Source organism: Porticoccus sp. (assembly GCF_965660005.1).
Classification (GTDB): domain Bacteria; phylum Pseudomonadota; class Gammaproteobacteria; order Pseudomonadales; family Porticoccaceae; genus Porticoccus.
In genome coordinates this window covers 102,747-127,925 of sequence record NZ_CBFHYF010000001.1, presented here as the reverse complement: position 1 = coordinate 127,925, position 25,179 = coordinate 102,747, and the positions used below count along the sequence as shown (strand labels likewise).

The 25,179-nt window shown below is 52.5% G+C and carries 20 protein-coding genes and 1 tRNA gene; 18 read left to right on the top strand and 3 right to left on the bottom strand.

Annotated elements, in window-relative coordinates; genetic code table 11:
• Positions 1–38: 38 nt before the first annotated feature.
• From ACTF5G_RS00645 to fadA, 3 genes are all read left to right on the top strand, one after another.
• Positions 39–701, top strand: a complete 663-nt coding sequence (locus tag ACTF5G_RS00645; RefSeq protein WP_438950881.1) for a class I SAM-dependent methyltransferase — start codon at positions 39–41, stop codon at positions 699–701.
• A gap of 162 nt (positions 702–863) precedes the next feature.
• The gene (gene fadB / locus ACTF5G_RS00640; protein WP_438950880.1) at positions 864–3,014 is read left to right on the top strand and encodes a fatty acid oxidation complex subunit alpha FadB; all 2,151 of its coding nucleotides are present in this window, start codon (positions 864–866) and stop codon (positions 3,012–3,014) included.
• Positions 3,015–3,046: 32 nt separating this feature from the next.
• A complete protein-coding gene (fadA, locus tag ACTF5G_RS00635) occupies positions 3,047–4,225 on the top strand; it encodes an acetyl-CoA C-acyltransferase FadA (RefSeq protein WP_438950879.1) in 1,179 nt (392 codons plus the stop codon).
• Between the two features lie 138 nt (positions 4,226–4,363).
• Here fadA and ACTF5G_RS00630 read toward each other — a convergent pair whose 3' ends face one another.
• Entirely contained in the window at positions 4,364–4,642 is a 279-nt protein-coding gene (locus ACTF5G_RS00630) for a hypothetical protein (protein WP_438950878.1), read from the bottom strand.
• Positions 4,643–4,840: 198 nt separating this feature from the next.
• Between ACTF5G_RS00630 and ACTF5G_RS00625 the strand changes: the two genes are divergently transcribed.
• The 9 genes from ACTF5G_RS00625 (at position 4,841) to sthA (ending at position 16,516) form a co-directional block, all read left to right on the top strand.
• Positions 4,841–6,193, top strand: coding sequence for a hypothetical protein (locus ACTF5G_RS00625; protein WP_438950877.1), 1,353 nt, complete (start codon positions 4,841–4,843; stop codon positions 6,191–6,193).
• A gap of 134 nt (positions 6,194–6,327) precedes the next feature.
• Positions 6,328–6,412 (top strand) — tRNA-Leu (locus ACTF5G_RS00620).
• Positions 6,413–6,451: 39 nt separating this feature from the next.
• Positions 6,452–7,777, top strand: a complete 1,326-nt coding sequence (tig, locus tag ACTF5G_RS00615) for a trigger factor (RefSeq protein ID WP_438950876.1) — start codon at positions 6,452–6,454, stop codon at positions 7,775–7,777.
• A 190-nt stretch (positions 7,778–7,967) separates the two neighbouring features.
• The gene (gene clpP, locus ACTF5G_RS00610; RefSeq protein WP_438950875.1) at positions 7,968–8,600 is read left to right on the top strand and encodes an ATP-dependent Clp endopeptidase proteolytic subunit ClpP; all 633 of its coding nucleotides are present in this window, start codon (positions 7,968–7,970) and stop codon (positions 8,598–8,600) included.
• A gap of 106 nt (positions 8,601–8,706) precedes the next feature.
• Complete coding sequence (gene clpX / locus ACTF5G_RS00605; protein WP_438950874.1) at positions 8,707–9,996, top strand: ATP-dependent Clp protease ATP-binding subunit ClpX; 1,290 nt, start codon at positions 8,707–8,709, stop codon at positions 9,994–9,996.
• Between the two features lie 181 nt (positions 9,997–10,177).
• Positions 10,178–12,556 carry an endopeptidase La gene (gene lon / locus ACTF5G_RS00600; protein ID WP_438950873.1) on the top strand — a complete coding sequence of 793 codons (2,379 nt, stop codon included), beginning with the start codon at positions 10,178–10,180 and terminating at the stop codon, positions 12,554–12,556.
• Between the two features lie 127 nt (positions 12,557–12,683).
• Positions 12,684–12,959, top strand: a complete 276-nt coding sequence (locus ACTF5G_RS00595) for an HU family DNA-binding protein (RefSeq protein WP_438950872.1) — start codon at positions 12,684–12,686, stop codon at positions 12,957–12,959.
• A 110-nt stretch (positions 12,960–13,069) separates the two neighbouring features.
• Positions 13,070–14,947 carry a SurA N-terminal domain-containing protein gene (locus tag ACTF5G_RS00590; protein WP_438950871.1) on the top strand — a complete coding sequence of 626 codons (1,878 nt, stop codon included), beginning with the start codon at positions 13,070–13,072 and terminating at the stop codon, positions 14,945–14,947.
• Positions 14,948–15,094: 147 nt separating this feature from the next.
• A complete protein-coding gene (sthA, locus tag ACTF5G_RS00585) occupies positions 15,095–16,516 on the top strand; it encodes a Si-specific NAD(P)(+) transhydrogenase (protein WP_438950870.1) in 1,422 nt (473 codons plus the stop codon).
• Between the two features lie 49 nt (positions 16,517–16,565).
• Here the strand turns inward: sthA and ACTF5G_RS00580 are convergent, their stop codons facing one another.
• Positions 16,566–16,874, bottom strand: coding sequence for a hypothetical protein (locus ACTF5G_RS00580; protein ID WP_438950869.1), 309 nt, complete (start codon positions 16,872–16,874; stop codon positions 16,566–16,568).
• 186 nt (positions 16,875–17,060) lie between these two features.
• Here ACTF5G_RS00580 and ACTF5G_RS00575 point away from each other — a divergent pair, with 186 nt between their 5' ends.
• The 3 genes from ACTF5G_RS00575 to ACTF5G_RS00565 are packed head-to-tail and all read left to right on the top strand — an operon-like array spanning position 17,061 to position 20,256.
• Complete coding sequence (locus ACTF5G_RS00575; protein WP_438950868.1) at positions 17,061–18,305, top strand: lipoprotein-releasing ABC transporter permease subunit; 1,245 nt, start codon at positions 17,061–17,063, stop codon at positions 18,303–18,305.
• Positions 18,295–19,014 carry a lipoprotein-releasing ABC transporter ATP-binding protein LolD gene (gene lolD, locus ACTF5G_RS00570; protein ID WP_438950867.1) on the top strand — a complete coding sequence of 240 codons (720 nt, stop codon included), beginning with the start codon at positions 18,295–18,297 and terminating at the stop codon, positions 19,012–19,014. Before ACTF5G_RS00575 ends, lolD begins: the two co-directional genes overlap by 11 nt.
• Positions 19,015–19,020: 6 nt before the next feature.
• On the top strand, positions 19,021–20,256 hold the full coding sequence (locus ACTF5G_RS00565; protein ID WP_438950866.1) for a lipoprotein-releasing ABC transporter permease subunit: 1,236 nt from the start codon (positions 19,021–19,023) through the stop codon (positions 20,254–20,256).
• A gap of 14 nt (positions 20,257–20,270) precedes the next feature.
• Here the strand turns inward: ACTF5G_RS00565 and ACTF5G_RS00560 are convergent, their stop codons facing one another.
• A complete protein-coding gene (locus ACTF5G_RS00560; RefSeq protein WP_438950865.1) occupies positions 20,271–20,825 on the bottom strand; it encodes a DUF2062 domain-containing protein in 555 nt (184 codons plus the stop codon).
• 180 nt (positions 20,826–21,005) lie between these two features.
• Between ACTF5G_RS00560 and ACTF5G_RS00555 the strand changes: the two genes are divergently transcribed.
• The 3 genes from ACTF5G_RS00555 (at position 21,006) to ACTF5G_RS00545 (ending at position 25,166) form a co-directional block, all read left to right on the top strand.
• On the top strand, positions 21,006–22,526 hold the full coding sequence (locus ACTF5G_RS00555; RefSeq protein WP_438950864.1) for an FMN-binding glutamate synthase family protein: 1,521 nt from the start codon (positions 21,006–21,008) through the stop codon (positions 22,524–22,526).
• Between the two features lie 73 nt (positions 22,527–22,599).
• Positions 22,600–24,090, top strand: coding sequence for a glutamate--cysteine ligase (locus tag ACTF5G_RS00550; RefSeq protein ID WP_438950863.1), 1,491 nt, complete (start codon positions 22,600–22,602; stop codon positions 24,088–24,090).
• A gap of 14 nt (positions 24,091–24,104) precedes the next feature.
• A complete protein-coding gene (locus tag ACTF5G_RS00545; protein WP_438950862.1) occupies positions 24,105–25,166 on the top strand; it encodes a succinylglutamate desuccinylase in 1,062 nt (353 codons plus the stop codon).
• Positions 25,167–25,179 lie beyond the last annotated feature (13 nt).

Here is a 25,179-nt window from a genome sequence, read left to right as displayed (position 1 = left end):
CGCCCGTCCCGAAACAGACTTGTCCCCGAGATTAAAATATGGCTGACAATGAGGGTATGAACTGCCTGCTCTGTGGTGACCGGGCAGTGGCGCATTACTGGTCCGATCGGCAACGGGACTACTTACAGTGTGGGCACTGCCAGCTGGTGTTTGTTCCGCTCGGGCAGCAGCTCCCGCCAGCGCAGGAAAAGTGCCATTACGATCTCCATGAGAATAACCCGGAAGATCAGCGCTACCGGGCATTTCTCGGACGCCTCTGCAATCCCTTGATGAACAGGCTTGTCCCGGGAAGCCGTGGGCTGGATTTTGGTGCCGGGCCGGGGCCGACGCTCTCGGTAATGCTGGAGGAGGCGGGTTTTGATATGGCGATTTACGACATTTACTATGCGCCGGATAGGTCGGTATTGACCAATCGCTATGATTTCATTACAGCCACGGAGGTGGTGGAGCATCTGTCTCGTCCCGGCGAGGTGCTGGGCCACCTCTGGACGATGCTGGAATCGGGCGGCTGGCTTGGCCTGATGACCAAGCTGGTACGCGACAAGGCATCATTTGAACGCTGGCATTACAAGAATGACCCGACCCATATCCGTTTTTTCAGTTTGACCACGATGGAATACCTTCGCGCTCAATGGCTGGCTGACATGGAGCAACCGGAGGATGATGTGATTTTGTTCAGAAAGCCTGATCGTGGTTTATGATGATAAAAATGATACACAGACGTGCCACGGGCAGTACCCATGGGTCACAAAAGCCCTTTGCCGGTCGTTTTGGCCCTGCATACTATCTCGCGACGGTTCGCTGACTCGCATTGTCAACCCGTGGCCTTAAATCACTACCACTTTATCAGGATAGGAGCACCCATGTTTCAGGGGAATACTCTCAGTTTACAGCCGCTCAAAAGCGGTTTTGTGGAACTGCACTTCAACGCACAGCAGAGCTCGGTCAATGTTTTTAACCAGGCTACGCTACGGGAGTTACTGGATGCACTCGCGCTGTTGTCGGAAAAAACCGGGGTCAAAGGGTTGCTGGTGACCAGTGGTAAAGGGGTGTTTGTGGCCGGAGCCGATATCACGGAATTCGGCGAGGCATTCAAGGGCAGTGAAGCCGATCGCCGCAAGTTTCTCGCACCTGCCAATCAAGCATTTAACCAAATTGAAGCATTGCCATTTCCATCGGTGGTGGCCATCAATAGCTTTGCCCTGGGTGGCGGCTTTGAGGTCTGCCTCGCCTGTGATTTCCGGGTGATGTCGAGCAGGGCACAGGTCGGCCTGCCGGAAACCACGCTGGGTATTATTCCCGGTTGGGGTGGGACGGTCAGATTGCCGCGCCTGATCGGTTTTGACAATGCGGTGGAGTGGATTGCCGGAGGGCAGCACAAAAAAGCGGCGGCAGCCCTGGCCGATGGTGCTGTGGATGCTGTGGTTGAGCCGGATCTATTGAAGGATGAAGCGCTGAACATGTTGATGAGCGCCGCCAGTGGCGAGCTCGATTACAAGACCCGTCGCCAGTGCAAGCAGGCACCCCTGCAGCTCAATACGATTGAGCTCGGAATGTCTGTACACACCAGTCGCGCCGCGGTTCTGGCGAAGGCCGGCAGTAACTACCCCGCACCTCTGGCGGCGGTGGATGTTCTGTCGCAGGCCGCCGAAATGTGCCGTGATGAGGCCCTTGAGGTTGAATTTGAAGCGTTCAGCGACCTGACACAGACACCGCAGTGCCGGGCATTGGTGGGTGTGTTTCTCAACGACCAGCTGATCAGTGGTGTGGCGAAAAAATACGCCAAACAGGCCGCTAAATCGATCACTCATGCCACGGCTCTGGGGGCGGGCATCATGGGCGGCGGTATCGCCTATCAGAATGCCATCAAGGGTTTTTCGGTGCTGATGAAAGATATCAATACGGACTCTCTGGCATTGGGCATGAGCGAGGCGAACAAGCTACTGGTCAAGCGGGTGGAACGTGGTCAAATGACGCCACTGGAATCAGGCTCCGTGCTATCGAGAATTATGCCCTCGCTGAGCTACGACGGGATCGAGCATACCGATATTGTGATTGAAGCCGTGGTGGAGAACGTCAAGGTCAAAAGTATGGTTTTACCGGACGTTGAAGGGCGACTTCAGCCGGATGCTATTCTGGTATCCAACACCTCGACGATTTCCATTGATGTGCTGGCTGAAAATCTGAAGCGGCCGGAGAATTTCTGTGGCATGCATTTCTTCAATCCGGTTCACGCCATGCCTCTGGTAGAAGTGATTCGCGGCAGCAAGACTTCCGATGAGACGGTGGGCACCATCGTGGCCCATGCACTGGCGTTGGGCAAGAAACCCGTTGTGGTGAATGACTGCCCCGGTTTTCTGGTAAACCGGGTGCTGTTTCCCGCAGTTTTCGGCTTTGACATGATGATCGTCAATGGCGCTGACTACCAGCACATTGACCGGGTGATGGAAGCCTGGGGTTGGCCGATGGGCCCCGCCTATCTGATGGATGTGGTGGGTATCGATACCGCCGTACACTGTTTTCCCAGCATGGTGGAGGGCTATCCGGATCGCATGGCAAATGCTGCGGATATTTCACCCACCCGCACCCTGTTTGAGAGCGACCGGTTGGGTCAGAAAAATGGCAAGGGTTTTTATCTTTACCAGAAAGACCGGCGCGGCAAGCCCGGAAAGTTTGTCGACGATGCCGTGGCAGAACTGTTCAAACCTCTGGTCTCCAACTATCACCAGCTCACCGATGAGGACATTGTCGCTCGCTATATGGTACCCATGTGTATCGAGCTGGCCCATTGTCTGGAATCCGGTGTGGTGGGTTCGCCCGCCGAAGCGGATATGGCGATGGTTTATGGCCTGGGATTTCCGGTATTTCGTGGTGGGATCTTTCGCTGGATGGATGAGATGGGCCTGGATAATTTCTGTGCCATGGCCGATCGTTTTGGTCATCTGGGTAAACTCTATGCCCCCACGGAAACAATGCGAGAGATGGCCGTCAGCGGTCGAGGTTATTACGGCTGATCGCCGGACTGGAGGTTAACAGGAGATTTGTTGTGAGCTTGAAACCAAGAGATACGGTGATTATTGATTGCGCACGAACCCCCATGGGCCGCTCGAAAAATGGTTCCTTCAGGAATCGTCGTGCCGATGAAATTGGCGCGGTACTGATTGAAGGGTTGCTTGACCGCAATCCGCAGCTGAACCCCGCTGAAATTGATGACATTCTCTGGGGTTGTGTGATGCAGGGTCGTGAGCAGTCCTTCAATGTGGGCAGAATGACGGCGCTGCGTACCCGTATTCCCCACCATGTTCCTGCGATGACAATCAACCGGCTGTGCGGTTCCTCCATGTCGGCATTGCACATTGCCACGGCCAATGTAGTGGCAGGGCTGGGCGATATTTATCTGGTGGGTGGTGTGGAACACCTCGGCCATGTGCCGATGACGCATGATCATGACCCCAATCCGGCACAGAATCTCAGGGTTGCCAAGGCTGCGGGTATGATGGGCCTGACTGCAGAATATCTGGCCCGAATTCATGGCATCACTCGCGAGCAGCAGGACGAATTCGGTGTTCGCTCTCATCAGCTGGCAGCTGAAGCCCGCGCCGCAGGCCGCTTTGTCGAGGAAATTATTCCGATTGAAGCCCATGATGAGAATGGCGGCCTCTATTTAATGCGGGAAGATGAGACGATCCGCCCCGAAACCAGCCTGGAGGGACTGTCGCAACTGAAAACGGTGTTCGATCCTGTCAGTGGCACGGTTACTGCCGGCACGTCTTCTCAGGTGACCGATGGCGCGGCGGCCATGTTGGTGATGTCTGCAGAGCGCGCGGTCGCTTTGGGTCTGACGCCGATCGCAAAAGTCATCTCTGTGGCGGCAGCGGGTGTTGATCCCTCAATTATGGGCTATGGGCCAGTGCCCGCTACCCGTGCAGCGCTGAAAAAAGCCGGGCTGACCATTGATGACATTGATTATGTAGAATTGAACGAGGCTTTTGCTGCCCAGTCGCTGCCGGTATTGAAGGATCTCGGTCTGCTGAACAGTCTGGACCAGAAGGTGAATGTCAATGGTGGTGCCATTGCGCTGGGACACCCGCTTGGTGCCTCCGGTGCCAGGATCAGCGGAACATTGCTGAACATTCTTCGTCAGCGCAACGGTACATTTGGGGCTTCAACTATGTGTATCGGGTTGGGGCAGGGAGTGACTACGGTGTTTGAGCGCTTGAGCTAAGCGAGTATTTGATTGATGTTCGGGTGAATTCTGTCCGCTTGTATCTCTCCGTGCCGTACATAATAAAGCCGGCCCTGGGCCGGCTTTATTATGGGGGTAAGCAGTGGGAATAATTTACTTACCCCATTATCAGGCTGTTTATTGATTCGTCTCTTCAACGGCTTCTTTGGCCTCTTGCCATTGCTCTTCGGATGTCTCCTTTGCGTCCTCAGCCATTTCGTTCATGTCTTCCTTTGCCTCTCCTGCCATTTCTTCAGCAGCTTCGCCGGTCTCTTCCATCGCTTGTTGGGCATTCTCTACAGCCTCCTCCATTACAGGCTGTTCTGCGGCCCCCTCATCTTCTGCGCAGCCCGGTAGTAAAAAAACAGCCATCACAGCTGTTGCAAGATACGCCGGTAGTTTGCGTGATTTGTTCATAATACGAGCCTTCTGGTTTGGTGGATGTTGAGGGATCTTGTGTGATTGTTATGAGATCCTGGCAGGTTCAGTAAAGATGTGCATCTGGTTCTTGTCAAGTTGATTACGGTGAGATCCTTTTGATCGACATACTATTGATTCGGCGAGATAGCGGCTTTTTTGTTAGACTCTGCTGCCAAATAACCGGACCTGATCAGCTTGGATATCCTCCGAACAAAAAATCCTGAACACGCTCTTGAGAAGTGGCTGGCCAAGTCGGCAAGCCCCTGGGATAGTCTGGCTATCCACTATGCCTATGAGCAGTATTATCTGCCCGGTTCGCCACTCATTGAGTTACTGGCTATTTTTCAGCAACTGGAAGGCCGGATCACCTTTACAGTAACTGCGCTGGATGAGCAGCTCGCTGATCAGCTGACATTGCTGGATCACGATTGTTTTGACCTGGGGGATTTCTGTGCTGCCTACGGTTTGCCCTTGCTTTTTCTGGACCGCCCCATGCGTCTGGAGCCGGTAGCTATTGACAAGCCCTGGGGACGGGAAATCTGGTTCACCGGTATCGAGCAGCGTGGTCAGTCTTATATCAGTGATGGGGTCGCCCGCAGCCCCTTGCCCTGGGTGCTATCGGTCGGGCCGCGCCGGCTTGCAGCTGGCGCAGAACGGCATATCAATTTACTCAAGATACTTGATCCCTTGGCGGAGGAAGTCTACGGCGATCTGTATTTCGAACTGCACGAGGAAAAACGCGAGGTCTATGTCGTCACACATATTGATCGTGATGCCTGGCCGGAAGGCAAGGGTGCCATTCGTTTTGGTTTCGATCCGGAAGTGAGGGCGACTTACTCCTCTGACGATGATTTCAGGGCGGACTTTCTGGCAGCAGTGAAGCGTTATGAAACCGTCCGACGCGAAATCGATGACCTTTTTGATCAGCGACGAGAAGCGCTGGATATCGATGCCAACGTGCCGGTTCCGGCACGGTGCCTGCAAGCCTGGTTCCGTGAGCTGCCAGAGCAACTGCAGCAACGGGAACACCAGCTGCGGGACGAAATGAACCGCTTTACAGCGCTGTTGCCGCTCTCTGTGGGCAATGTGGTCAAGGTCCCCCTGTTGATGCCCCACGCGCTGCAGCACGGGGTCCGTACGGTGGAATTCCAGACCCCGGTTTATGAGCGAAGGATTTTGTCATTCGCCCAGAAAGTCCTTACTCAGGGGCATTGGGATACCGAGCAGGCAGTAGCCATGATGTCGCTTGAGACACCCGGTTTGCCAGAGTTGGCCATTCTGGAGGAGAGTCCGGGATATCTATTGGTGGAAGTGGTGACGTTTGACGATTTCCGTGTATGGCGGCTGACCTTACTGCCCGGATCCGGTTATTTGTTGCCCGCTACGGGTTGTTATGGCCTGCTGGTGGTGGTTGAGGGTGTTGTTGTGCTGGGTGGTCACCACCTATTGATGGAGGAGGCCGTTTTGTTGCCTGCTGAGCGACTGGAAACATTATTAATCAATCAGTCAACAGAGGATGTTGTCGTATTGATTGCCCGACCAGCCTGAAGGATTTCTCACGTCACCTGCATAGCATGCTGCGCTGCCATCGGTTGTTGCTCAGGTGTTTCCCCTGTGGCAAAATCCCCACCCTTTGTCGAAAGCGGCTATCTGCCGCCCGATTCGATATTACCCGGCTTATTGCGGACGTGGCGGAACTGGTAGACGCGCCAGATTTAGGTTCTGGTATTGAGAGATGTGAGAGTTCGAGTCTCTCCGTCCGCACCATGAGATTAATCAAGTTAGCGAATTATTCAGAGGATAATCATGCAGGTTTCTATCGAAACAACTTCTGGTCTGGAACGTAAGATGACCCTGGGCGTCTCCGCAGAGCGTATCGACGCTGAGGTGACCGAGCGCCTGAACAAAGCCAGCAAGACGGTTCGGCTGGATGGCTTTCGCAAGGGTAAAGTGCCCATGAATGTATTGAAAAAACGTTTTGGCGAGAGCATCCGCCAGGAAGTCATCGGTGATGTGCTGGGCCGTACATTCAAAGAAGCGGTTGCTCAGGAAAACCTGAAGCCCGCTGGACGCCCTGAGATTGAATCGGTGAAAGATGAGCCCGGCCAGGATCTTGAATTTGTCGCAACCTTTGAGGTTATGCCCGAAGTCGTGTTGACAGATTTGACAAAATTGACTGTCGCCAGGCCGGTTGCCGTGGTGACAGAGGATGATGTCACCACCATGATTGACGCCTTGCGCAAGCAGAATGCCAGTTGGGAAGAGGTGAATCGCCCTGCCATGAATGGCGATGAGGTCGATATTGACTATACCGGTATCATGGATGGCAAGGAATTTGATGGCGGTTCTGCCGAGGGATTCATGCTGGATCTCGGCGCGGGTAAGGCCATTCCCGGCTTTGAAGAAGGGGTCGTGGGCATGTCTGCCGGCGAGGAGAAAGTGCTCTCATTGACCTTCCCCGAAAACTATCATGCCGGAGAACTCAAAGGCAGGCCTGTCGAGTTCACCATCAAGGTCAATACCGTTACCGAAGCCGTCTTGCCGCCACTGGATGAAGCATTTTTCGCGCTCTATGGTATGCAACAGGGCGCTGAAGAAAGATTTCGTGAAGTGGTTCGCCTGAATATGGATCGGGATTTGAAGCAGGCGCTGAAAACCAAGACCACGGGTCGTGTTATGGAGCAGTTGTGCAATCTGCACGGCGAACAGGAGGTTCCGGATGTGCTGGTTGCCAGTGAAATCACCAAGATGAAGAAACAGATGGCCCAGCGCATGGGTGGTGGTAAGAGCAACTTTGATCCCGAACTGTTGCCTGATGACATGTTTATTGACCAGGCGAAGCGTCGTTCCATTGTCAGCCTGATCGTCAATGAAATTGTTAAAACCGAGAAAATTGAAACCAGCCCGGAAAAAGTTCGTGATCGCATCGAAGAGTTGGCTTCCACCTACGAAAAACCGGAGGAGGTGGTCAAGTATTATTACAGCAGTCAGGAATTGATGAGGGGTGTGGAGTCTACCGTGCTCCAGGATCAGGTGATTGACTTTGTGCTTTCAATAGCGACAGTCAATGAAGAAGAGGTTGACTACCAGAAAGCCATTCAACCGGATCAGGATGGCACGGCGGACTTCTAGTCTGTTGTTTTCCTGACGGGCCGCTTGTTGGCGTTTTGCGAGTGGTCTTATGTGGTGTGGCGACGGGCCCCGGTTTGGGGCCTGTTTGTTTTCCGAGCGTTCTTCCGCATGTTGTTGTAGCCCGGGTTGCTTGCCTTCTCCCTACTGCTGGTTACAATGCTTCAACAGGTTTTTTCTTGAGTGACTATCTATGAAATTTGATCTCTCTTCGACGTCTGATCTCGATGTGAATAATGCAGGTGGCCTCGTGCCCATGGTGGTGGAGCAATCTGCTCGTGGAGAGCGCGCCTATGACATCTACTCCCGCTTGTTAAAGGAACGCGTTATTTTCCTGGTGGGGCCTGTAGAGGATTACATGGCCAATCTGGTGGTGGCTCAGTTGCTGTTCCTTGAGTCAGAGAACCCCGACAAGGATGTTCACCTGTATATCAACTCCCCCGGTGGTTCAGTTACTGCGGGCATGTCGATATATGACACCATGCAATTTATCAAGCCCCATGTCAGTACCATGTGTATTGGTCAGGCCGCCAGTATGGGGGCCTTTCTGTTGGCTGCCGGTGAAGCAGGGAAGCGCTTCTGCCTGCCAAACTCGAGGGTCATGATTCACCAGCCAAGCGGTGGCTCCCAGGGGCAGGCCTCTGATATTCATATCCAGGCACAGGAGATTCTCAAGATACGGCAGCGCTTGAATGAACGTCTTGCTTTCCATACCGGCCAATCAGTAGAGCAAATTGCTCTGGACACCGAGCGGGACAAGTTCATGAGCGCTGAAGAGTCGCAAAAATATGGCATGATTGATCAGGTGCTGGACAAGCGGCCATAGAGCCGTTAGGATTTTTAGTCGGCAAAAATTGTTTTATCTAGTTGATATAAAAGAATTTTACTTCCCCGTATCGACCAAAAATGAGTAGATTTGTAGAGACAGGATTATGAGCGACGAGAAAACCGGAAAAGGGGAAGACGACGGCAAACTGTTGTACTGTTCTTTCTGCGGCAAGAGTCAGCACGAAGTTCGCAAGTTGATTGCAGGCCCGTCGGTGTTTATCTGTGATGAATGTGTAGATCTCTGCAACGACATTATTACGGAAGAAGTCCAGGAGGCCGATGCCGAATCCGCTGGCGAAAAGCTGCCCAAACCCAAAGAGATCAACGCGATCCTCGACCAGTATGTGATCGGTCAGGTGCGAGCCAAGAAAATCCTTTCTGTTGCCGTCTACAATCACTACAAGCGTTTGCAAAGTGGTGGCAAGGGTGCCGAAGGGGATATTGAGCTGGGCAAAAGTAATATTTTGCTGGTTGGCCCCACCGGAAGTGGCAAGACACTGCTTGCCGAAACGCTGGCCCGTCTGCTGGATGTCCCCTTTACTATCGCCGATGCCACAACCCTTACTGAAGCAGGTTATGTGGGTGAGGATGTCGAGAATATTATTCAGAAGTTATTGCAGAAATGTGATTACGATGTTGAAAAAGCCCAGCGCGGTATTGTCTATCTCGATGAAATTGACAAGATCTCACGCAAGTCAGACAACCCTTCCATTACCCGTGATGTGTCAGGTGAGGGTGTTCAGCAGGCCCTGCTGAAGCTGATTGAGGGCACGGTTGCCTCGGTCCCGCCACAGGGCGGACGCAAGCATCCTCAGCAGGAGTTTCTGCAGGTGGATACCGCCAATATCCTATTTATTTGTGGGGGCGCTTTTGCCGGTCTGGAAAAGGTTATCCAGGAGCGTTCTGATAAGGGTGGCATTGGCTTCAGTGCCCAGGTAAAAAGCAAGGATGCCAGTAAAAATATTGGTCAGACCCTGTCGGATCTGGAGCCGGAAGATCTGGTGCGTTTTGGTCTGATACCCGAGTTTGTGGGTCGTCTGCCAGTGATTGCTACCCTTGAGGAGCTTGATCGCGATGCGCTGGTGAACATCCTTGTGGAGCCAAAAAATTCACTGATTAAACAGTATGAAGCGATGTTTGAAATGGAAGGCGTGGAATTGGATATTCGTCGCGATGCACTGGAGACCATTGCCGAGCGTGCACTGGAGCGAAAAACCGGTGCCCGTGGGTTGCGTTCAATTATTGAAAACGTGCTCCTTGAAACCATGTATAACATTCCTTCTATGGATAACGTCTACAAGGTGGTCATCGACAGTGCAGTGATTCGTGGTGAGTCGGAACCACTACTGGTTTATGAAAACAAAGAGCAGCAGAAAGCGGCCAGTGATGAGTAAGTCATTTTTATATCCCCGAAAGGCCCTGCGGGGCCTTTTTTTTGCCTGTCGTCATTTATCTGTTGCCGGTCACTTGTATTTACCCGCGTAAACCCCATATTTGCAGTAAGCTTAATTTGGATTGAAACGCTCGCGAAGAGGTTAAAGAATGGGACAGAATGCTGTGCATAATCAATTGACAATGCTGCCTCTGCGAGACGTGGTGGTGTATCCCCACATGGTGATCCCATTGTTTGTGGGCCGGGAAAAATCGATTCTGGCTCTTGAGGAGGCCATGGCGCAGGACAAGCAAATTCTGTTGGTAGCCCAGAAAACTGCGGCTGAAGATGATCCCGTTCCCGATGATCTCTACCGTGTGGGAACGCTCTCCTCGGTTTTGCAGATGCTGAAACTTCCCGATGGCACAGTAAAAGTGCTCGTCGAAGGAGTCGAGCGAGTCAAGATCCACGATATGAATGAATCGCCCGGCTATTTTGTGGGTGTGTACGAAGTCATGCCCGACGAGGCATTGTCCAGCAAGGAGGCCGATGCATTAATGCGATCGGCCCTCACCCAGTTTGAACAGTATGTCAATCTGAGCAAGAAAATCCCCTCAGAGGTCGTCAGTACAGTGGCTGGTATTGAGGAGCCCGGTCGTCTGGCTGATACTCTGGCAACGCACATGACCCTCAGCGTTGAACAAAAGCAGGGAATCCTTGAAACCCCCTCTCTGACTACTCGACTGGAGATTTTGTTGGGTCTGATGGAGTCCGAAATTGAGCTTTTTGAAGTTGAGCAGCGCATTCGTGGGCGAGTCAAAAAGCAGATGGAGAAAAGTCAGAAAGAGTATTACCTCAATGAGCAGATGAAAGCGATCCAGAAGGAGTTGGGCGATGTTGAGGAGGGCGGAAATGACATTGAGCAGCTGGAAACTAAAATCAATGATGCCGGCATGCCAAAGTATGCTTTTGACAAGGCAAAGTCTGAGCTGAACAAGCTGAAAATGATGTCTCCGATGTCGGCTGAAGCTTCTGTCTTGCGTGGTTATATTGACTGGATGGTCAATGTGCCCTGGAAGAAGCGTTCGAGAGTTCGCCATGACCTGAAGCGTGCTGAATGGATTCTCCATGAGGATCACTATGGGCTTGAAGAGGTCAAGGAACGGATTCTGGAATTTCTGGCGGTGCAGCAAAGAGTGAAAAAACTCAAGGGGCCCGTGTTGTGTCTGGTAGGCCCGCCGGGAGTGGGCAAAACCTCACTGGGTGAGTCTATTGCCAAGGCCACGGGCAGGAAATATGTCCGTATGTCGCTGGGTGGTGTCCGTGATGAAGCTGAAATTCGTGGGCATCGCAGAACCTATATCGGCTCCCTGCCTGGCAAGCTGATTCAGAAGCTGGCTAAAGCCGAAGTAAAAAACCCGTTATTTCTGCTGGATGAAATCGACAAGATGGGCATGGACCATCGGGGTGATCCCGCCTCGGCGATGCTGGAAGTCCTTGATCCCGAGCAAAATAACAGCTTCAACGATCACTATCTGGAAGTTGATTACGACCTCTCTGAGGTTATGTTCATTTGCACCGCAAATTCGATGAATATTCCCGGCCCGTTGCTGGATCGCCTGGAGGTCATCCGTATCCCCGGCTATACCGAGCAGGAAAAAGTCAATATTGCGCTCAAATACCTGTTGCCAAAGCAACGTAAGGCGAATGGACTAAAGGCAAACGAGCTGGTCATGGACGAAGTTGCCGTCATGGACGTTATTCGTTATTACACCCGAGAAGCCGGTGTACGGGGCCTAGAACGCGAATTGGCAAAAATCTGCCGCAAGGTGGTTACCAAGCACGTCCGTGATGATAGCAAGGAAGTCTATCAGGTCACCTCCGCAGAGCTTGAAGATTTGCTGGGTGTCTACAAATATGATTTTGGCCGTGCTGAAGAGGAGAGTCAGATTGGTCAGGTAACCGGTCTTGCCTGGACTCAGGTAGGTGGCGAACTGTTGACTATCGAATCTTCAGCAGTGCCGGGCAAGGGGCAGGTGGTAAAAACCGGCTCTCTCGGTGACGTAATGCAGGAGTCTATTCAGGCGGCGTTGACGGTGGTGAGAAGTCGGGCAAAAACATTGGGCATCAAGCGCAATTTTTACCAGACAGTAGATCTGCATATTCATGTGCCCGAGGGGGCTACACCCAAAGATGGACCCAGTGCCGGTATCGGAATGTGTACTGCTTTCGTCTCGGTGCTCACTGGAATACCGGTGCGCGCCGATGTGGCGATGACGGGAGAGATTACCCTTCGCGGGCAGGTATTAAGAATCGGTGGTTTAAAGGAAAAATTGCTGGCTGCTCATCGTGGTGGTATTCGAACGGTGCTGATTCCCCATGAAAACGAGCGTGACCTCAAGGAGATACCGGAGAAAATTAAAGCAGATCTTGATATACATCCCGTCAAATGGATTGATGAAGTTTTGGAGATTGCGTTGATTCGAAAACCCGAGCCATTGTCTGATGAGGAGTATGATCGGGTCGACAAAGATGATACAAAAACCCTTGGTGACGCTGGAGCCCGCATAAATACTCACTAAACCGCTTGACCGGTTTTCGGGGGGTTGGTATAACGGTGCAGTCATCTTACATGCCACAGCCTGCGGGAAAGCAGTTAGGTCGTGTGTTGTAGGTGAACAGTCTTACTAACATAACAAGGGGATTATTGTGAATAAATCTGAACTCGTTGACGCTATTGCCGATGCTGCTGACCTTTCCAAAGCGTCTGCCGGTCGTGCACTGGATGCCGCTATTGACGCTGTAACCCGTACCCTGAAAAAAGGTGATTCGGTCTCTCTGGTAGGTTTTGGAACGTTCTCTGTGAAACAGCGTGCCGCTCGCACTGGCCGCAATCCTCAGACCGGCGCAGAAATCAAGATTGCCGCTGCTAATGTACCCAGCTTTAAAGCAGGTAAAGCTCTGAAGGACGCTGTTAACAAATAAAACGGCGTCTACTATTTGTCTTTGTTGTAGGTTGAAAGGCGCATCTGCGATGCGCCTTTTTTTATAAAATACTCCGATACGTTCAAATAAAATCAAATCAAGAGACTTCTATGCTGCAGGACTTTCGAGACAACCTCAAAGGCTCGGCCAAAATTGTGTTGGTCGCTATTATCATTGTGCCGTTTGCTCTGTTCGGTGTGGATGCCATATTTCTCAGTGGGAGCTCTGTTGAAGAGGCTGCCAGCGTCAATGGCGAGAGCATTACGGAACTTCGTTTGGAGCAATCTGTGGCGCTTCAGAAGCAGCAGATCCTAAACCGGTACGAGGATCTGGAGCCCTCCATGATCAATGATGAACAGCTTCGTGGTCCGGTCATGCAGCAGCTTATTCGCCAGAAAGTGGTCGAGCTTGCCGCCCAGGAGCGTGGCATGGCGATTGATGACAAGATGATCTACCGCCTGTTGCTGGAGGTTCCTGATTTTCAGGTGGATGGCAAATTTGATGTGCAGCGTTATGAGTTTGTGCTCAGGCAGATGGGTTACACACCCAATTCCTACAACAAGCTGCTGCGTGGAGATTTGCTGGGCAGCCAGTTTATGCAGGGGGTTGCCAATACCGGGTTTTCTACGGAGGGAGAAAACCAGTTGTTGGCGAGCATTACCGAGCAAACCCGGGATTTTTATTATCTGACGATTCCCCGTGCCCCGATACTGGAGGCGATTTCTATCACTGACGAAGAAATCGAAGCTTTTTACGAAAGCAACACAAACCAGTTTATGGCAGATGAGCAAGTGGTGGTGGAATACATAGAATTGCGCCCCGATGACCTGATACGAGATGTGGTTGTGGAGGAAAACGTTGTCAACGATGTGATTGAGGCGAGGGTGAGCGCTGCTCGTGCCAAGCAGTCACGACAAGTGGCACAGATCCTGCTTGAAAAGCAGGACGATGGCAGCCATCTCGATAAAATTTCTGACATCCGGCAACAGCTTGAAGCCGGTGAAGACTTTGCTGCGCTTGCTGGGCAGTATTCAGAGGATTACAGCACGGCTGAACAAGGTGGTGACCTTGGATTTGTGCAGCGGGGAGATTTGCCGGAATCCTTGAGCGTAGCACTGGATGCCCTGTCTGTCGGTGAGGTCTCTGGTCCTGTTGAAACCGATCTCGGTGTTCATCTGGTCAAACTGATAGCAGAAAAAGCGGCTGAACTACCCAATCGTGATGATATTGAACCGGGTATCCGGCGCGAACTTCAACAGCAGCTGGCCCTGGAATTGTTGCCAGAGCGTATCGAGGAGCTGAAAGATATCTCCTATAATGCGGACTCTCTGGAAAGTGTCGCCGATAGGCTTGATCTGCAGCTGCAGGTTAGTGAGCCATTCAGCCGCGATGGTGGTGAGGGCATTACAGACAAACCACAGGTAATAGCCGCCGCATTCAGTGAGCCGGTGCTGGAAAAAGGTGTCACCAGTGAGGTGCTCGATCTGGCAGATGATCACGTCGTGGTTTTGTCGCTTCGCGAGTGCATTCCGTCACAGCTAAAGTCGCTGGCGGAAGTCAAGTCCCGTATTGAGCAGATACTCAAGAAGGAACGTGCGGACCGTCAACTGATTGAGCGGGCTGAAACATTGGTCGCTCGTGTGAAAGCAGGTGAATCCATTGAAGAAGTGGCTAAAAAAGAGTCGCTCGAATGGCAGGTTAATCTCGACACCAAGCGTTTCAGCGGCAAACTTAATGAGGAGATCCGGCAATGGGTCTTCTCCATGTCAGAGCCTGCAGACAGCCCTGTCGTCAGCGATTTGCCCCTTGCCGATGGCGATCACGTGGTTGTGTCTCTGACCAGGGTGACGGAGGGTGATTTCACCAAGCTGAGTGAAGAGCAGAAGCAGGTGCTTTCCACGACGGTTGCCCTGACGGCCGCCAGTCGCGATTACCAGTCTTACGAGACCCTGCTGGTTGAACAAGCAGATATCGCATCTGAATACTAGATAGGTAGGTGTATTGATACACCAAGGTTCGTCTCACTTGCTATGGTTTGTAACGGTGGCACTGGAGGTGTTGTGAACATGGGGTTGTGATGAAGTAGCTACTATGTGGTGCCTACTATACAACCGATAGATATGGAGTTTTAAAGCATGGCAGATTATCAGTATGATCTGGTGATAATTGGCAGTGGCCCGGCTGGTGAGGGTGCGGCAATGTCGGCCGTAAAGCAGGGCTGGTCGGTGGCAGTGGTGGATGAGCGGCCTATGGTGGGGGGTAACTGTACCCATCTGGGAACCATCCCCTCAAAAGCTTTGCGCCATGCGGTCCGGCGCATGGTCCAGTTCAATACCATGCCCATGTTCCGCGCAGTGGGCGACCCCCGCTGGTTCTCATTCCCGGACCTGATGCAATCGGCCGATGATGTCATTCGCAAACAGGTTGAAGGGCGCACCAAAGATTATTCCCGCAATCGAATCAAACTCCATGTAGGGCGAGCCAGTTTCACGGATACTTATCAGATTTCCATCAAACAACCTGACCACACCCAAGAAACGATCAAGGGAAAATTTTTTCTGATTGCAACGGGTTCAAGTCCCTATCATCCCGAAGATGTTGATTTTGATCACCCCTGTATTTTTGACAGTGATTCCATTCTGAAACTGAACAGAACACCCCGCAATATTATTATTTACGGTGCGGGGGTTATCGGCTGTGAGTACGCATCGATTTTTGCTGGCCTCGAAACCCGTGTCGACCTGGTGAACAGTCGTTCGGGACTGTTATCGTTTCTCGATGACGAAATTTCTGATGCGCTTAGCTACCACCTCCGTGATCTGAATGTCACCGTTCGGCATAACGAGGAATATGACCACATAGAAACCCGTAATAACGGTGTCACCATGGAGCTGAAATCCGGCAAGCGGATTCACGCGGAGGCCCTGCTCTGGTCCAATGGCCGTTCCGGCAATACCAAAGGCATGGGTTTAGATGAGTTGGGACTGGCTGTCAATGAGCGCGGTCAGTTGGAAGTCAACGGGCACTATCAGACCACGGTGCCGCACATATACGCAGCTGGTGATGTGGTGGGATGGCCATCACTGGCAGGTGCAGCCTACGATCAGGGGCGGTTTGCTGCGGCACATATGTGCGGTGCAGCGCGCGAATATCACGTTGAAGATGTTGCCACCGGCATCTGGACAATCCCGGAAATCAGTTTTGTCGGCAAGACCGAGTCCGAGCTCACCGAACAGCAGGTTCCCTACGAAATAGGCCGCGCCTACTTCAAGAATATTGCCCGCGCTCATATTTCCGGAGAGGAAGTGGGTGTGCTAAAGGTGTTGTTCCATCAGGAAACACTGGAAATTCTCGGTGTGCATTGTTTTGGTGCCGAGGCATCGGAAATTATTCATATTGGTCAGGCCATTATGAACCAGCCCGGTGATGCGAATACCATTGAGTATTTTATTCGCACCACATTCAATTACCCGACCATGGCCGAAGCCTACCGAATTGCTGCCATTAACGGAATCAATCGGTTATGTCGGGAATCCCGCAAACTGGTAATCGGATGACCGGGCGGGGAAATCTGTTGGATTTGACAGGGTAGAATTGTGGGCAGAATCACTCTGCAGCGGTATTCCCCGGCTCAGTGCGCTTGAGTACCGAATGGAGCACATGTTCGTATTCAAAATAGACGTTGAACTCAGGGTATTCCCAGGATGAGATCGGCGGTTCTCCTACTGCGGGCTTCATGCTTGAGGGCTCGCCAAATTTAGCGCGAACCCTGTCCTTGCTGGTGCCCCGCTCCGGTTTCTCAATCGCCTGATTTTCTGACGACTGTTGCCCGACGGGAATAATGACCTGCTCGGCAACTGCAGCTATCGGCAGGCTCAATATCGCAAGGAAGGGCAGTACCAGTAGCTTGTTCATGATGAAATTCCCTTGAGTTCAAGCGTGTTGCCTGCAGTTCGAGGCCGCTTTTGTAAGATTCAATTATAGTAAGCTGAAATGCAGGAAGTGCAACTGCAAAATTGGCGGGTATCAAATAAACGGTTTATCCATCGGTTTGAAATGTTCACTTGTTTGCCTTCAGTGATTCCGATTTAATGCCTTCCCATGATTACCAATCTGCCTCTTTTTATCGGTCTGCGCTATATCCGCAGCAGACGCAAAAATGGTTTTGTATCCTTTATATCCCTGCTTTCTTTTATCGCCATGGCCCTGGGTGTGGCGGCACTTATTCTGGTACTTTCGGTAATGAACGGTTTCGATCGTGAAATCAGGCAGCGAATTCTCAATGTAGTGGCCCATACAGCAATATTCAATGAAGCCGGTGTCAGTAACTGGCAGCAATTGGGTGCTGATGCAGCCCTTGTTAAAGGTGTTGAGGCATTTGCTCCCTACGTCGAGGGTTACGGCCTGTTGTCTTCAGATGCCCAGGGGCAAGGTGTTCTGGTACAGGGCATAGACCCGCTTTTGGAGCACTCAGTCAGCCCGATCAGTGAGCATATGGTGGTTGGTGAGATGGCGTTACTTCAGCCGGGGGAGTATGGCATCGTTATCGGCAACCTCCTTGCCCGGTCGCTTGGGGTCATTCGGGGAGATGCTGTGGTCCTGTCGTTGCCTGAGTTGAATGTGACCCCGGCGGGTATTTTCCCCCGCTATAAACGGTTTCGCGTATTTGGTGTTTTCCAGGCGGGTGCGCAGGTGGATACCGGGCTCGCATTTGTTCATTATCGCGATGCCCAGAAGCTGTTTCGCACCCGTGATACAGTTACAGGTGTGAGACTTCGACTTGCCGATCCTTTTGATGCAAGTGAAATAGTTGCCACATTGACTGACAAAATTGATTCTGCTTTCAAGGCCAAAGCCTGGACTGAGGACATGGGCAATTTATTCCAGGCGATAGAGCTGGAGAAAAAGGTGGTTGGATTGCTGTTGGCGGCCATTATTGCGGTCGCGGCTTTTAATATTATCGCCAGCCTGATTTTGATGGTGGCTGATAAACGCCAGGATATCGCAGTGCTGCGAACTCTGGGTGTCGAGGCTGGAACAATTTCACGGATTTTTATGGTGCAGGGAAGCGCTGTCGGCTTTCTTGGAGTACTTTGCGGTGTGGTGGCGGGCAGTTTGCTTGCCCTGTGGATTGGCGACATCGTCCATTGGCTTGAATATGCAGCCGGCTTCAGTGTATTTGACCCGGATGTATATTTCATCAGCCAGTTACCCTCCAGGTTATTGTGGCCGGATGTCGTGATCATAAGCGGGCTCGGTTTTGGATTGAGCCTTCTGGCCACACTTTATCCGTCATACCGAGCGGGACAAATCTTACCGGCGGAGGCCTTGCGTTATGACCACTGATTCAACTGCAGTGATGCATTGTGGCAACCTCTCCAGACACTATTGTCAGGGTGCAGAGCGCATTGATGTGTTAAAGGGGTTGTCGCTGGAGGTTCACAGTGGCGAGAGGATCGCGATAATCGGCACATCCGGTTCCGGAAAAACCACGCTCCTGAACCTCCTGGGTGGGCTGGATGATCCGGACGAGGGTTTTGTCAATGTGATGGGTGCTGCGCTGAAGCCGATGAATGAATCAAAACGTGCTCGATGGCGCAATCAGCACCTGGGATTCGTCTACCAGTTTCATCATCTGCTGGGGGAATTCAGTGCACTCGAAAATGTGGCCATGCCGCTGCTGGTGGCAAAAATACCGGTTGCCGAAGCAAAAACGCAGGCACGGGATATGCTCGATAGGGTCGGGCTGGGATCGCGTTGTGATCACAAGCCCTCAGAGTTATCCGGGGGTGAGCGGCAGAGAGTCGCCATTGCGCGCGCTCTTGTGAGAAAACCGGCCTGTGTGCTGATGGACGAACCAACCGGTAACCTTGATCCTGTCACAGCAGAAACGGTACTGGAATTGTTGATGTCATTAAACCGGGATCTGGCAATCAGTTTTGTCGTGGTCACCCACGATGCCGAGGTGGCGTCCCGGATGGATCGGGTCCTCTCCCTCACAGAAGGTTGCCTGACTGATGTCACTGAATCTCGCTCCATGGCTCAGGAGTTGTAGCCGGCCGTGTTCAGACCTTTAACGCTCTTTATCGGGCTGCGTAATTTCACCTCCGGCACTGGCAGCCGGATGGTGTCGTTTATTTCGCTGTTGGCTATCCTGGGGCTGGTGATGGGTGTTGCCCTGCTGGTAGTGGTGATCTCAGTGATGAATGGATTCGACCGGGAGATGGAGTCACGTATTCTCGCAGCGGTGCCTCACATACGATTATCCAATGAGCAGGGTGTGCAGCAGACTGACAAATTGCATCAAATTCTGGAGCAGCAGCCGAATGTTCGTGCGGTGATGCCGTTTACCCGGTTGGAGGGGATGTTGACGCACCGCGGCAAAACAAGACCCGTAGAAGTGATGGGGCTGGAGCCGTCCCTGGCTGCTCCGTTCATGGGTATGTTCGTTGCCTCTGAGCTGATGATGCGGCTGGCTGATCATTCCAATGGACTTTTGATGGCGGGTGGGGTTGCCGAAAAACTGTCGTTGTCCACAGGTGATCGAGTGACATTGCTGGTTCCGTCAGCCGGTGGAAATGGGCGACAGCAGGCGCCCAGAATAGCCACGTTTACGTTGCTCGGTACCTTCGATACCCATACGGCTGCTGATCAGAGTCTGGTGCTGGCCGGTCTCGAAGTAGTATCCAAACTGGCGGGGCATGCTGATCGGGCTCAGGGATTGCAGGTGAGAGTGGTCGATGTCTTCCAGGCTCGCCAGACCGGCTATGATCTGTTGCAGGTGCTGCCACTCGGTTACCGGTTTTCCGATTGGATACAAACCCATGGCAATCTCTATCAAGCCATAAAAATGTCCCGAAATCTGGTTTCCCTGCTGGTTTTTCTGATCATTGCCATCGCTGTTTTCAATGTAATTTCAATGTTGATGATGACCGTGATCGACAAGCGTGCCGAGATTGCGATCCTCAAAACACAGGGGTTTGTCCGGCATGAAATTGTTGCAGTTTTTCTCACCCAGGGCGCACTGATCGGATTGTTTGGTACCCTGCTGGGCGTGCTGTTGGGAGTGGCCGGAGCCCTGAATATTACGGCGGCAGCCCGGTGGCTTGAATCATTGATGGGTCGCCCGTTACTCAACTCGGAAATCTATCCGCTTGACTATCTTCCCTCGGCGTTGCTCTGGCACGATGTCGTGATGATTATCGTGGTGGCATTGGCGTTGAATTTTCTGGCAACCTTGTATCCCGCCATCCGTGCATCTAATACCCGCCCTGCAGAAGTCCTGAGATATGAGTGATCGCCTGCTATCGGTTAGGGTTTACCCCTCCGACTCAATAGGGCCGCTGCGTGTCCCAGGCGTTTCTTCTGGCGACGGTCCCAATTTCTGATTACCTGCCATCGCCACAGATTGAAAATGGCCAGATAGCCAATGATGCCACTTGTTAAGCCGCAGATCAGACTACCGGTCAACAATGGCAACCAGATTCGACTACTCTGTGCGATCGCCCAATCCCAGCTTAACTCAATAACAAGGTGAGATTCTCTTTGGCCCAGCAGCCAGGCACCCACGCCGTAAGCAGATAAAAACATCGGGGTGATCGTCAACGGATTGCTGATCCAGATCAGTGCCACTGCCAGCGGCAGATTGCTGCGGAGAATCAATGCCAATAGCGCAGCTACCAGAGTTTGGCCCGGAATTGGCAGGAAAGCACAAAAAAGTCCGATAAAAAAAGAGGTCGAAATGGAGGCCCGGTTGATATGAAACAGATTGGGATCCCTCTGTAACGGCCCCATCCAGCGAAGGGGCCGCACGTGAAGAATCTTGTGTGGATCCGGCAGGAAGCGACGTAAAATCTTTTTTGGCATAAGTCCTGATTGATGGAGTGCGGGCGCGAATTATGATCAGTTTTCGTTCGGGAGACTACTGGTCAGATCAACCGGGTAGTTGTTTCTGTCAGCGTACCATGTTCAGATCAGTGAGATTATTCTAATCTCTAGGATCTTGTGCGCGTTTAAAGCAGGTCAAAATAAAATATGGAATCAGTCATGTCAGGTTGGGTTTCCTTCACGCTGAATTCTCTGGCCGCCATTTTTGTGATTTCCTTTGGCCTGGTGATACTCACGCTGTTAGTGTTTTATATCATTGATATCACTCAGACGAAGCACGCGGTTCGCCGGAACTATCCCGTTGTTGGTCGCTTCCGTTACCTGTTTGAACACATGGGTGAATTTCTTCGACAATATTTCTATGCCATGGATCGCGAGGAAATGCCTTTCAACCGGGCAGAGCGTGCCTGGGTCTATCGGGCCTCGAAGGATGTGGATCGAACCCTTGCCTTCGGCTCAACCCGCGATCTGCGCCCGCTAGGTTCAATATTTTTTGTTAACTGTGCCTATCCTACGCGTGGCGAGGATGCGGTGGCCCCCAGTCCCATTACCATCGGCCCCTATTGTGAAAAACCGTTTACAACAGTCTCCATTCTGAACATTTCCGGTCTGAGCTATGGAGCACTGTCGAAACCTGCCTTGCAGGCCTTATCGCGCGGTGCGGCTAAAGCCGGCTGCTGGTTAAATACCGGCGAAGGGGGGTTATCCTCTTACCACCTTGAAGGTGGCTGCGATATTGTTTTTCAGATTGGCACGGCGAAATTCGGTATTCGGGATGAGCAGGGACGACTCAGTGAAGAGAGGTTGGCTGGTGTTGCCGCTCATCCGGAGGTCAAAATGTTTGAGATCAAGCTCAGCCAGGGTGCCAAGCCGGGCAAGGGCGGAATCCTGCCCGGTGCCAAGGTCACTGAGGAGATTGCGCTCATCCGGGCCATTTCAGTAGGCGAGGATGCGATCAGCCCGAACCGGCATCTGGAAATTACCAACGCTGCAAGCCTGCTGGATATGACTGATCAGGTGCGCAGGGTGACGGGCAAACCCGTCGGATTTAAAACGGTTATTGGCGATACCCTGTGGCTGGAAGACCTGTTCAAGCTGATACTGGAGCGAGGCATTGAAACGGCGCCCGACTTTATCACCATAGACGGTGCTGAGGGTGGTTCAGGTGCTGCTCCCCAGGCACTAATGGACTATATGGGGTTGCCCATTCGGGAGAGTTTGCCGGCTGTTGTGGATTTGCTGTGCGGCTATGGCCTCAAAGCGCGTATCAAGGTGATTGCGTCGGGAAAACTGATTGTCCCTTCCAGTGTGGCATGGGCTCTCTGCATGGGTGCGGATTTTGTCAACTCCGGGCGTGGTTTCATGTTTTCTCTGGGTTGTATTCAGGCCATGCAGTGCAATAAAAATATCTGTCCCACGGGCGTTACTACCCATGATCCGAAACTGCAGCGTGGACTGGATCCAACGCTGAAGTCCGAGCGGGTAGCAAATTATGTGGCGAATATGACCTATGATGTTGGAATGATCGCTCATTCCTGTGGTGTTTTTGAGCCCCGACAGCTGCGCCGTCACCATGCCAGAATGGCGACCAGCTCCGGTCGCTCGGAAAGTCTTGAAACCCTTTATCCATCGGTACAAACGGGTGCGATGTTATTTCCACCGGGAAATATTGAGCAATGACCCCGCCGCGGTGTCAGAGGTGAAACCGATCAGTCAGCTGGGCCGTCAGTTGGAATGGCAGGGGGTATGTTGAATGGGTCAATCCATTGAGAAAACCAGTTTTACTCCCGCTGATTTCAAGCGGTTTGAAGAAAAATTGCATCACTGCCTCGATGCACTGGATAGTCTCCTGGCCCGGCCAGGATTTGGTCAGGGCAATGCCAGTATTGGTGCAGAACTGGAGTTGTATCTGGTCGACGGGGAGGGTGGGCCGCTCCTGCGCAATCTGGAAGTTCAGGCGCAAGCTGGCGACCCCAGGCTGACGCTTGAACTGAACCGCTACAACCTCGAGTTTAATCTTTCCCCCGTGTCTGCGATGGGTCAGCCATTTTCTGCAATCGAAAAGCAGATGCTGGAAATCATGACGAATTTGCAGGCCCTGTTGAGTGAAGAGGGTGGCGGTGTCATCCCTATCGGCATTCTGACCACGCTTGGACCCCATCATTTTGGCGAAGCTGTGATGACAGATGAGCCTCGTTATCAGGTTCTCGCTGAAGCCATTCGAAAATCTCGGGCCGATGCTTTCGGCATTAATATTGACGGCCCGGATCCGATTCATCTGGTTCACGGTGATGTGACACTGGAGGGTGCCTGTACGTCCTTTCAGTTGCACTACCGCACCGATCCCGCCCGGTTTGGCAGGTTGTGGAACGCTATCCAGTTAATTACTCCCTTGATGGTTGGTGTCGCCGCCAACTCGCCACTCCTGCTGGGACACCGTCTCTGGCACGAAACCCGGGTCCCGCTCTTCAGACAGTCCATCGATGATCCTGCAGCCGTGAATGATGGCTGGAACAAGCCTGCCCGTGTCAGTTTTGGCCATGGCTGGTTGCGCGGGAACGCTTTGGAATTGTTCAGGGAAATGGTGCAACTCTATAAACCTCTGATGCCGCTGGTCAGTGCGGAAGATCCCCGGGCCGTGGTGGCAGGCGGTGGCATACCGTCACTTGAGGAGCTTTGTTTGCATGACAGGACCATCTGGTCCTGGAACCGGCCAATTTTTGATCCCGAGGGGGATGCTCATTTGAGGATAGAGATGAGAGCACTGCCGGCGGGACCAACGCCACTGGATATGGCAGCAAATGCGGCACTGTTTATCGGGCTTGCCGAGGGGCTGGCCGATCAGCTGGAACCCTTGTTGTCGGCACTGCCGTTTGCCTATGCCGAGGAGAACTTTTATCGGGCGGCAAAGGATGGTCTGCAAGCGCAGTTACTATGGCCAAATGCGCGACAAAATGGTTTGCATGAGCAATCACTGGCCAGTGTATTGAGCAAGCTGTTGCCCACTGCGGAAGAGGGTTTCGCCAGTATCGGGGTCGAGGGAGAGGAATGCCGGAAGTGGCTGAAGATCATCGAGCACAGATTATCAACCGGTGTGAATGGTGCGAGTTGGCAGTTGGCCCAATTTACTCAATTGATGTCAGCTGGCATAAACCGCAAAGAGGTTTGTCGGCAGTTACTGGCAGCCTACCAGGCGCGCTCGGTTGCCAATACGCCGGTATCCCAATGGGCTGATATCGAGTAGATAGAGGTGTGAATATGCAGTGGGGGGGAACCTTCAGAATTCTCCAGAAGCTTTTGGCAGAGGATGTACCAGCATCCGTTACCGATTTCCTTGTGCAGCTTGGCGGCCCAGCGGTGATCAAACTGGACGGGCGAGATAGCAGCCGTTGCCGTTTTTTGGTCACTCTGCTGCACGGCAATGAACCCTCCGGTTTGAAAGCGATCCACCAATTGTTATGCGAGAGCTTTGAACCGGAGGTGGATACCTATCTGGCTATTGTCTCGGTCGAGGCGGCATTGACCGAGCCTCAGTTCAGTCACCGCTATTTGCCAGATCAGCGAGATATGAATCGGCTGTTCGCCCCCCCCTACTCAGATGCACAGGCCATGTTGGCTGCTGAATTGCTGGATATCATCCGCCGGGTCGGCCCCGAGGCCGTGATTGACCTCCACAATACCTCCGGTGATGGGCCCGCTTTTGCGGTCGCTATGGAAGAGCAGCCCATTCATATGGATATTGCCATTCTCTTTACCCACCGCCTCATTATTACCGATATCCGTCTGGGGGCGTTGATGGAGTCCCCAGGCCTCGGTTGTCCGGTAGTGACGATTGAGTGTGGCGGCGCCGCACAGGCGTTGTCCGACACGATCGCCCGGCAGGGATTAAAGCGGTTCATGACGGAGGCAGACCTGTCCAGGCCGGAATTACCCGATTCAGAGCGATTGGTAGAGCGAGACATCTACCGGCATCCAGTGAGACTGGAGCTGAAGTCCGGGGGACGATTGTGCTATGCAGAGGAACCCTGTCCCGGCATGGATATTACCTTGCCACTTCATCTCGACCGACGAAATTTTGGTATTGTCGGTCCGGATTCACCCCTGGCCTGGTTGGGTCCAGCGGGTATCCAGAATCTCCGGGTGGTTGATGCCAACGGTGATGATGTTATTGATGACTATCTTGTTTCCTGGGAGAGTAAGCTTTACCCGCGAACCTTTTTAAAGCTTTTTATGGCCACCACCAACCCCTCGATAGCGGTGAGTGATTGTATTTTTTATGCAGTGAAAGAAGTGGATCATACCCATTTGCCGGCTACCTGAATGGCATGGCCTG